The following is an 8,120-nucleotide window of genomic DNA, read 5'->3' on the forward strand; positions in this document are numbered from 1 at the left end:
GATGGAGACGGAAAAGTCAGGGATCCCCATTTTCCTCCAAATTGCCCTCAGCTTAGTCTCCCAAGGGCAGGGCGGCCGCTTGCGGTGAAAGACGGATAATGCTGATCCCCTGTTTAACCAAAGTATCTTGAGCGGCAGCAGAGAGGGCGTAGGGCCAGACCAGATACTTAGTGTTGATGTAGTCTCGCCCCCGCTTGGCCAGGCTCACCTGTTCAGAGAGCATGCGCACCTCCGGCCCGCGGGTGATGATGGCCTCGGCGCGGCGGATGCGCTGCATCAGTTGGCTGAACAGCTCTTGGGGCTGCTGCACGAAGACCACAATGGCCAAGTCACAGGGGTTGTAGTAGTTGCCACTGCCGCAGAGGAGCAGGGCCTCGCTGGCGAGAACAAGGGTCTCCTGGTCTCCCAGAGCCACCACCGGGTAGAGAAAGGTGCGCACGTCCTCCGGCTGCCAGTGATTGAAGGAGTAGCTGTCCACCTCTCCCCGCACCCAAGAGGAGATGGCCGGAAAAACCGCCTCGCTCAGCAGCCGATAGGCCGTCTGCGGTCGCCCTAGCCAGCAGAGGGCATTCTCGTAGAAGCTCTCGTTCTCCAACAGGTGAGGGGTGAGGGGAGCGGCCATAGACTCGGATCTGGGCAGGGCCTCCTCCAGCATGCCTAGTCGGAGATGGTTAAGGCAATTTTGCCCAAAACGGATCCCTGTTCCAGCAGCCGGTGAGCGGCAGCCGCTTCGGCCAGGGGAAAGGTGTGGCTGAGCCGGATGCGCAGTTGGCCCTGGTCGATGAGGCGGGCGCACTGCCGGAGGATCTCCGCCTGGTTTTGCCGAGCAACGATGAGGTTCTTCAGCATAGGGGTGAGCATCAGCTCAAAGCTCACTCGCAAGTTGCGGTCGCGGGCCACCCGCCAATCGGTCTCTGGAGCTGGCGCCAGCAGGGTCACGAGATCGCCGTACACGCGCACAGCCGGAAAGGTCTGCTCCAGTACTGGGCCGCCCAGGGTATCTAGCGCCAGATCCACTCCTTCCCCAGCCGTCCAGTTTAAGACGGCCCGCACAAAGTCAGTCTGGCGGTAGAAGATGGGCAGATTGGCTCCCAGAGAACGGACGAACTCGGCCTTTTCTGGCGTGCTCACCGTAGTGGCCACCTCGCAGGCCCGCAGGCGGGCCAGTTGGATGGCTACATGACCTACCCCTCCGGCGCCGGCGTGGATGAGCACCTTTTGGCCAGCCTGCAGCCGCCCTCGCTCGTAGAGGGCCTCCCAGGCAGTGATCAACACTAGGGGAGCCGCAGCAGCTTCGGCAAAGCTGAGGGTTCTGGGCTTGGGAGCGACGAAGCGCTCATCGACCACGATTAGCTCGGCGTAGTTCCCCGCCTCTCTGCCCAGGCCGCCGTGGCAGAAGTAAACTTCGTCCCCAACCCGAAACTGCCTGACCCCAGATCCCACGGCTTCTACAACGCCGGCGCCATCGCATCCCAAAATGGCCGGCATCTCCTCGGGGTAGAAGGTGCCTCGCCGCCGCAGCTTGGTGTCGATGGGGTTGACGCCGGCGGCCTTGAGGCGGACACGCAGCTCCCGCTCGCCGCGAATCTGCGGGTCGGGCACCTCCTGCAGTTGCAAAACCTCCGGCCCACCCGGCACGCTCATGAGGATGGCTTTCATCTTCTCAAGTGTTCAGGCTCGGTTTGCTCGACTTGCTGCCCCGCGATTGCCGCCGCGCTCCTGAGGATACACCGGCAAGGGGGTCTCTGAACAATGGTTAGTAGCATAAGCCAAGAGAACCGCTCCAGGGATCCCTTGCCCTAAACTAAGCTTCGGAGTTGTGGAGGCAAGCGGTAGCCCATGCCCGCAGGTGGTTCTGGCTCTCTCGGCGGCAAGGCACGGTCAAAAGCAACTAGAGCTGGCCTGGGATCGCGCTCCTGGCTCGGCTGGGGTAACCCAGCCTATTGGGATGCTGCTGGGCTGATGCTCCTGGGGAGCCTGCTCATCGTCTACCGCTGGCGGGGCACCCTGCTGCTGTTGATTAACCCCGCCTATGTAAACGTGGCTCTGCTGGCCGGCCTGTGCCTGCTGGGCCTGGGGATTGGCCGGTGGCGGGGGGCCAAAGTCGCGCCCTCGGAAAGCCATGTCTCCCTGTTGGGGTCGCGCCTGGGGGCGGCGCTCTTGATCCTGACGGCGCTGCTGGGGTTTTGGGTCGAGCCCCGTCCCCTCTCCAGCCAGACGGCCCTCAACCGGGGGGTATCTCCCTATTTGGGTGCCTCTCGCAGCCAGCCGCAGGCTTTTCGTCCCAAGATTGATCCACGCCAGCGCACCCTGCTGGACTGGGTGCGCACCCTGGATGTCTACCCGGATCCCTATACCTATGAAGGCCAGCCGGTGCAGGTGCAGGGGTTCGTCGTTCCTGACGAGCAACCTGACCACTTTGTCATCGCTCGCTTTTTGGTGAGTTGCTGCGCTGCCGATGCCTACCCGGTCGGCTTGCCGGTGCGCTGGCCCCGCTCGGAGGAACTGGCTCCGGACAGTTGGCTGCGTCTGGAAGGGCGGATGGCCGTGGAGCAACGGGATGGCCAGCCTCAGTTGGTGATCCTGGCCGATCAGGTGGAGCCAATACCGGTGCCGGCCAATCCCTACGCCGACGAGTAGGTTAGATGTCGGTTTCGCTGAGTTTAGCGCTCATGTAATCGAAGGGCTCGGCCACAAAGCTGTAATCCTCGTCGGAGCCGAGCAGCTCCAGGGTGCGCTGCTTCATGTTCTGGATCCCGATCACTGTCGGGGCAATCGGCACCCCCAGGGAGTTGTAGGTTTCCCGCAGACCAGCCAGGACGCGCTCGTCCAAGATGCTGGTATCAGCGGCCACCAGGGCGTAGGAAGCGTAGCGCAGGAAGTAGTCCATATCCCGCAAACAGGTGGCGTAGCGGCGGGTGGTATAGGCGTTGCCGCCCGGACGGATTAGATCCGGCACCTGGGCAAACATGGCCGCAGCAGCCGTCTTGACAATGTCCACCGAGTTGAGGTTAATCACCTGCACGGCCTGGATGCGCCGCAGACCCGAATCGTAAAAGGCCTTGAGCGCGTCCATGGCATTCCGATCCAAGTAGCGGCCGGCCAGGTCATAGGTTTTGATCAGTGTGGTTACGGCATCCCGCATATCCCCAACTCCCTTCCTGTAACTCTATGTAAAAGTAGCTTGAGATGAGAATTTTGCCGGCAACGTCCAAAGGCCAACCTTGGAAAATCGAGCCAGAGCCCAACACCGGCAGCGCTCCGAGCTCCCCGCTTGCCCCCAGAAGTTTAGCATGCGGGGGGTTCTTTCCCGCCTTCTCCTCAGCCAATGGCAGATGTTGTTACGAAAATGTAACTTTTCTGCAACGCTCTAGGGATCCGGCAGCAACACCCGCAGCGGCTTGAGCTGACCTGCTTGGCTGTGCCCCAAGCCCAAAAATTCTCCCTCTCCGCTCATGACCCGCAGGGTCTCGGCAGTGGCCTGAGCCGGATCCAGAGGAATGGCCTGACCTTGTCGCCAGCGCTGCGCCTCAGCCGGAGATAAGAATACTGAGTTCCAACTGCGAAATCCCCACTCAATCGGCAACAGGGCAGCAGCGGGATCGGCGGATCCCTGCCACTGCTCCAGGGGCAGGCTCTCTTCGCTGCGAAAAGGGCCACTTTGCAGCCGTCGCAGGCGGCTCATCAAGCCTCCGCAGCCCAATTTCTCCCCCACGTCGCGGGCGAGGGCGCGGATGTAGGTGCCGGGGCCACAGGCGATCTCCAGATCCACTTCCGGGAACTCGCCAGAGCGCCAGCCCAAGATCTGCAGGTGTCGAATCACTACTCTCCGCGGCTCCAGCCCCAGTTCTGCCGCCTCTGCCCCGGCCCGGGCCAGCTCGTAGAGCTTTTTCCCCTGCCGCTTGATGGCGCTGTAAAGAGGCGGCACCTGCCAGATCTCGCCGACAAACTCCCGCAGACATTCCTCCACCTGCTCGCGGCTCAGCTCCGGACAAGGGGATCCCACCTGGATCTGCCCCTCGGCATCGTCGGTGTCGCTGCGCTGCCCAAAGCGAAAGGTGGCCCGATAGACCTTGTCCCCCGACAAAAACGCCAAAAAGCGCGTCGCCCGCCCCACGGCAATGGGCAGAACTCCCGTTGCCGCCGGATCCAAAGTGCCGCCATGCCCCACCTGGCGGGTGCGCAAGACCCGCCGCACCACCGCCACACAGTCGTGGGAGGTGAGCCCGGCCGGCTTATCCAGGTTGAGAAAGCCCTCCAGGGATCCCATGCTGCCCATCACCCATCAGTCATTGATCAGTAATTAAGATTTGTAACCGAACTGCCGCAGCGCTTAACATAGGGTTGATTTCTGTCTGCGAGTTGGAAGCACCTATGGCGCAATCTGGCCTGTTTCCTCAGCCTATCTGGCAACGCCTGTTGATGATCGCCCCTTTTTTCCTGTGGGGCTCGGCGATGGTGGCCATGCGAGATGCCCTCTCCGAGACCACTCCTCTCTTCATGGCCATTCTGCGGCTGTTGCCAGCCGGGATCCTGGTTTTAGCCTTTCGGCTTTGGCAAGGGCGGGCCTCTGCGGCCTCTCAGCCCTGGCATCCCCAGGGGCTGCGGGGGTGGCTGTGGGTCTTGGCCTTTGCCCTGGTGGACGGCACCTGTTTTCAGGGATTTTTGGCGCAAGGGTTGAGAGAGACCGGCGCCGGGCTGGGATCCGTGCTGATCGACTCGCAGCCGCTGGCGGTGGCCCTGATGGCCACCTGGTTTTACCGGGAGCGGATGGGATCCCTGGGCTGGCTGAGTCTGGGGCTGGGCGTGGTCGGTATCAGCCTTATCGGCCTCGGCGGGGAAGGATCCCTGCAGGTGGGGGCCGGCGTGGTCTGGATGTTGCTGGCTTCCCTGTCGATGGCCATTGGCACCGTGATGATGCCGAAGGTGGCGGAGGTGGCGGATCCGGTGTTGGCGACAGGCTGGCACATGGTATTGGGCAGCCTGCCCTTGATCCTGCTCTCGGCGCTAACAGAAAGCGAGCAATGGCAGCACCTGAGCGGCGCCCACTGGCTGGGCCTGCTCTACGCTTCGGTGATGGGGAGCGCCGTGGCCTACGCCCTCTTCTTCTACTTCGCCTCTCAGGAAAATCTCACCGAATTCAGCTCCCTCACGTTTCTCACCCCCATCTTTGCCCTCCTCTTCGGCAGTACCTTCCTGGGCGAGACCCTGACGCCGGTGCAATGGGTGGGAGTGGGCATTACCCTGGTCTGCGTGTATGTCATCAACCACCGGCAGGAGTGGCAGGAGCGCCTGCGCCTGGCCTGGCCAGGGATCCTCTCGGAGCTGGGCCTGGAGTTCAGCACCGTCGAGATCCGCGATGGCCGACCCGACTAAGGGAGCCTTCTCCTAGGGGGGCAGAAACCCCATGGCATCCCGCGCTTTTTGGAGGGTTTGCTCGGCCACGGCACGGGCCTTGGCGGCATTTTCCCGCATCAGCCCGTGGAGGTAGTCGGGGTCACTCGAGAGCTCCCGGTAGCGCTTTTGAATGGGCTCCAGGGTGGCGATAATGCTGTCGGCGAGGAGGGGCTTGAACTGTCCCCATCCCATCTCGGCGCACTCAGCCGCCACCTCCTCCTTGCTTTTGCCGGAGGTGAGCATGTAGATCGTCAGCAAATTGTGGGCCTCCGGGCGTGCCGGGTCGTCGAAGGCAATGCCCCGAATCGAGTCGGTCTTGCATTTTTGGATCTTCTTGCGGATCGTGTCGGGGTCGTCTAGCAAGTGAATGCGGCTGAAATCCGAGGGATCCGACTTAGACATTTTGCGGGTGCCATCGGTCAAGCTCATGATCCGCGCCCCCTGCGGGCGAATCAGCGCCTCTGGGATCACAAACACCTCCCCAAAGCGGTCGTTAAAGCGGCGGGCAATGTCCCGACACAGCTCGATGTGCTGCCGCTGATCCTCCCCTACCGGCACATACTTGGGCTGGTAGAGGAGAATATCCGCTGCCTGCAAAATCGGGTAGCTGAACAGGCCAACACTCGTTTCCTCTCCCTGCTTCTCTTTTTTTTCCTTGTACTGGATCATGCGCTCCGCCCAGTTCATAGGGGTGATGGTGGTGAACAGCCAGGCCAGCTCCGTGTGGGCGGGCACGTGGGACTGCACAAACAGCACACAGTGCTCCAGGCTGAGGCCACAGGCCAGGTAGAGAGCAAACAAAGAACGGGTGCGCTCCCTCAGCAGCTTGGGATCCTGGGGCACAGTAATGGCATGTTGATCCACAATGCAGAAGAAGTTCTCGTAGCGCTCCTGCTCGGCCACCCAGTTTTTAATGGCCCCCAAGTAATTGCCCAGGTGCAACTCGCCGGAGGGCTGGATTCCAGAAAGCGTGCGCGGCTTGGCCATAGGAAAAGCGATCTCAAACGCCAACAAGAGGGAGGACGAGAACCAAGAAAGTCTTTGTTCAGGATATCAAGAGAGCCGCAACCCGTTGGTTTATGAGGGAAGAAAGACAGCAACCCGAAACCATGGCAGACCCGGAGCCAGAACTGCTGCGTGCTGCCAACCACTACGTGCTGCTGATCCCGGGCCTGCCAGAGCAATTTCTCACCCCCGAGGAATTGCAGGAGTTCCTTGTGCGGCTGTTGCAGGAGCACCCCCATCTGGTGGATGCAGATCTGGCCCGCTATCCCACCCCTCAAGCCCAGGCGCAACGGCTCATCGACACGGCCTGTGAGGTGGAGGTCTCCCCTGGCGAAACCGTGCAGTGGCATCCTGTACGCCTGCGCAAGCGCCCCTCAGCTTCTTCTCGCCCCGGCCAGCATCCGGCTTGAGGCCACGCACGGGATCCCATAGGCATGCTACAACCCAAAGAAGAGATACCCTGTCCTGCGCTCTAAGGGGGTCAATCATGCCGCGCAGCATGAAGAACGACAACTTCATCGACAAAACCTTCACCGTCATGGCTGACCTGATCCTGAAGCTGATGCCGGGGGTGAGTCCTGAGCAGAAGAAGGCCTTTGCCTACTACCGGGACGGCATGGCGGCCCAGAGCGAGGGAGAATATGCCGAGGCTCTAGAAAACTACCGAGAAGCCCTGGCCCTGGAGCAAGACGACGAAGACCGCAGCTACATCCTCTACAACATGGGCCTGATCTACCAGAGCAATGGCGAACTGGACAAAGCCCTGGAGTACTACCACCAGGCCCTGGAGCTGAACCCCCGCCTCTGTTCTGCCCTAAACAACATTGCCGTCTTGCTGCACCACAAGGGCGAGCAGAGCCTGCAGGCCGGGGATGAGGAGACGGCAGAGGCCCTGTTCGATGAGGCGGCTCAATACTGGATCCGCGCCATTCGCATTGCCCCCAACAACTACATCGAGGCGCAAAACTGGCTCAAGACCACGGGACGCGCCAACCTGGAGCTGTATTGAGTCTTCCCCCAAGTACCCCAGTTCAGCTAGATTGACCAGAAGTCAAACCTGCTGGCGGAAAGGAAGGATGCTGACACGAGAAGAGGTGCAACATGTTGCCCACCTGGCGCGGCTGGAGCTTACGGAAGAAGAGGAAATCCAGTTTACCGAGCAACTGGCCGATATCTTGGCCTACGTGGAGCAACTGAAAGAACTGGATACGGAAGGGGTAGAGCCCACCTTTCATGTGCTGGATGCGGAGCTGCCCACTCGCCCCGACCAAGTGGAGCCCTACCCCAATATCGAAGGGATCCTGGCCAACGCTCCCGACCGCGCTGACATGTTCTTCAAGGTGCCCCGCATCCTAGAAGGGGAAGATTAGCCCAACTGGCAAGCCCTGCAGCTATGAGCTACAGCAGCTTTTGCTCTTTGGGGGGGGAGGAGGCACATCCAGGGCCGGGTTGCACTCGAAGAAGCCCAACGGCTTGAGCAGAAAGCCGATGTAGCTAACCGGCATCACCGGCCAGTCTTCGGTGCGGGGGAAATGGTTGCAGCCAAAGCTGTACCAGAGCACCAGGCGGGTATTCTCAAGCGAGCGGTTGGCTTGCGTCCATCAGAACCTCTGGGGTACTCCTGCCACAGCGCAGCTTGGCGGGCTGGAGGATAGGCGGTGAGACGAAGGGGTTCAATGCCCCTGAGTCTCACAATCTGGGCGTTGCCTGCTGCTCGA

General features: G+C 61.4%; 10 protein-coding genes and 1 pseudogene. 5 read left to right on the forward strand and 6 right to left on the reverse strand.

Annotated elements, in window-relative coordinates:
- Window positions 1–52: 52 nt before the first annotated feature.
- Together ACVW0R_RS11040 and ACVW0R_RS11045 are read right to left on the reverse strand one after the other, a co-directional pair.
- Complete coding sequence (locus tag ACVW0R_RS11040) at window positions 53–622, reverse strand: hypothetical protein (RefSeq protein ID WP_011430187.1); 570 nt, start codon at window positions 620–622, stop codon at window positions 53–55.
- Window positions 623–657: 35 nt separating this feature from the next.
- Window positions 658–1,659: a zinc-dependent alcohol dehydrogenase family protein gene (locus tag ACVW0R_RS11045; RefSeq protein ID WP_457502059.1), complete on the reverse strand. Its 1,002-nt coding sequence runs from the start codon at window positions 1,657–1,659 to the stop codon at window positions 658–660.
- A 303-nt stretch (window positions 1,660–1,962) separates the two neighbouring features.
- Between ACVW0R_RS11045 and ACVW0R_RS11050 the strand changes: the two genes are divergently transcribed.
- A complete protein-coding gene (locus ACVW0R_RS11050) occupies window positions 1,963–2,640 on the forward strand; it encodes a TIGR03943 family putative permease subunit (protein WP_011430190.1) in 678 nt (225 codons plus the stop codon).
- A gap of 1 nt (window position 2,641) precedes the next feature.
- Here ACVW0R_RS11050 and apcB read toward each other — a convergent pair whose 3' ends face one another.
- Window positions 2,642–3,145: an allophycocyanin subunit beta gene (gene apcB / locus ACVW0R_RS11055; protein ID WP_011430191.1), complete on the reverse strand. Its 504-nt coding sequence runs from the start codon at window positions 3,143–3,145 to the stop codon at window positions 2,642–2,644.
- A gap of 225 nt (window positions 3,146–3,370) precedes the next feature.
- A complete protein-coding gene (truB, locus tag ACVW0R_RS11060) occupies window positions 3,371–4,270 on the reverse strand; it encodes a tRNA pseudouridine(55) synthase TruB (RefSeq protein WP_011430192.1) in 900 nt (299 codons plus the stop codon).
- Window positions 4,271–4,374: 104 nt separating this feature from the next.
- On the opposite strand from truB, the gene ACVW0R_RS11065 reads away from it, so the two are divergent.
- Window positions 4,375–5,376 carry a DMT family transporter gene (locus ACVW0R_RS11065; protein WP_049749747.1) on the forward strand — a complete coding sequence of 334 codons (1,002 nt, stop codon included), beginning with the start codon at window positions 4,375–4,377 and terminating at the stop codon, window positions 5,374–5,376.
- Between the two features lie 12 nt (window positions 5,377–5,388).
- On the opposite strand, the gene trpS is transcribed toward ACVW0R_RS11065, so the two are convergent.
- The gene (gene trpS / locus ACVW0R_RS11070) at window positions 5,389–6,384 is read right to left on the reverse strand and encodes a tryptophan--tRNA ligase (protein WP_011430194.1); all 996 of its coding nucleotides are present in this window, start codon (window positions 6,382–6,384) and stop codon (window positions 5,389–5,391) included.
- Window positions 6,385–6,506: 122 nt separating this feature from the next.
- On the opposite strand from trpS, the gene ACVW0R_RS11075 reads away from it, so the two are divergent.
- From ACVW0R_RS11075 to gatC, 3 genes are all read left to right on the forward strand, one after another.
- Entirely contained in the window at window positions 6,507–6,812 is a 306-nt protein-coding gene (locus tag ACVW0R_RS11075; protein ID WP_099813191.1) for a chlororespiratory reduction protein 7, read from the forward strand.
- A 77-nt stretch (window positions 6,813–6,889) separates the two neighbouring features.
- Window positions 6,890–7,411 (forward strand): photosystem I assembly protein Ycf3, encoded by a 522-nt coding sequence (locus ACVW0R_RS11080; protein WP_011430196.1) that lies wholly within the window; start codon window positions 6,890–6,892, stop codon window positions 7,409–7,411.
- Between the two features lie 67 nt (window positions 7,412–7,478).
- Window positions 7,479–7,772 carry an Asp-tRNA(Asn)/Glu-tRNA(Gln) amidotransferase subunit GatC gene (gene gatC, locus ACVW0R_RS11085; protein WP_011430197.1) on the forward strand — a complete coding sequence of 98 codons (294 nt, stop codon included), beginning with the start codon at window positions 7,479–7,481 and terminating at the stop codon, window positions 7,770–7,772.
- A gap of 21 nt (window positions 7,773–7,793) precedes the next feature.
- Here gatC and ACVW0R_RS11090 read toward each other — a convergent pair.
- A pseudogene (locus tag ACVW0R_RS11090) lies at window positions 7,794–8,003 on the reverse strand (copper amine oxidase); the annotation flags it as partial.
- Window positions 8,004–8,120: the final 117 nt, after the last annotated feature.

Source organism: Thermostichus sp. MS-CIW-15 (genome assembly GCF_054060575.1).

Excerpts from the sequence above, each read along its gene's own strand:
- ACVW0R_RS11040 (WP_011430187.1), bottom strand. The coding sequence starts at position 622 with ATGGCCGCTCCCCTCACCCCTCACCTGTTGGAGAACGAGAGCTTCTAC.
- ACVW0R_RS11045 (WP_457502059.1), bottom strand. The coding sequence starts at position 1,659 with ATGAAAGCCATCCTCATGAGCGTGCCGGGTGGGCCGGAGGTTTTGCAA.
- ACVW0R_RS11050 (WP_011430190.1), top strand. The coding sequence starts at position 1,963 with ATGCTCCTGGGGAGCCTGCTCATCGTCTACCGCTGGCGGGGCACCCTG.
- apcB (WP_011430191.1), bottom strand. The coding sequence starts at position 3,145 with ATGCGGGATGCCGTAACCACACTGATCAAAACCTATGACCTGGCCGGC.
- truB (WP_011430192.1), bottom strand. The coding sequence starts at position 4,270 with ATGGGATCCCTGGAGGGCTTTCTCAACCTGGATAAGCCGGCCGGGCTC.
- ACVW0R_RS11065 (WP_049749747.1), top strand. The coding sequence starts at position 4,375 with ATGGCGCAATCTGGCCTGTTTCCTCAGCCTATCTGGCAACGCCTGTTG.
- trpS (WP_011430194.1), bottom strand. The coding sequence starts at position 6,384 with ATGGCCAAGCCGCGCACGCTTTCTGGAATCCAGCCCTCCGGCGAGTTG.
- ACVW0R_RS11075 (WP_099813191.1), top strand. The coding sequence starts at position 6,507 with ATGGCAGACCCGGAGCCAGAACTGCTGCGTGCTGCCAACCACTACGTG.
- ACVW0R_RS11080 (WP_011430196.1), top strand. The coding sequence starts at position 6,890 with ATGCCGCGCAGCATGAAGAACGACAACTTCATCGACAAAACCTTCACC.
- gatC (WP_011430197.1), top strand. The coding sequence starts at position 7,479 with ATGCTGACACGAGAAGAGGTGCAACATGTTGCCCACCTGGCGCGGCTG.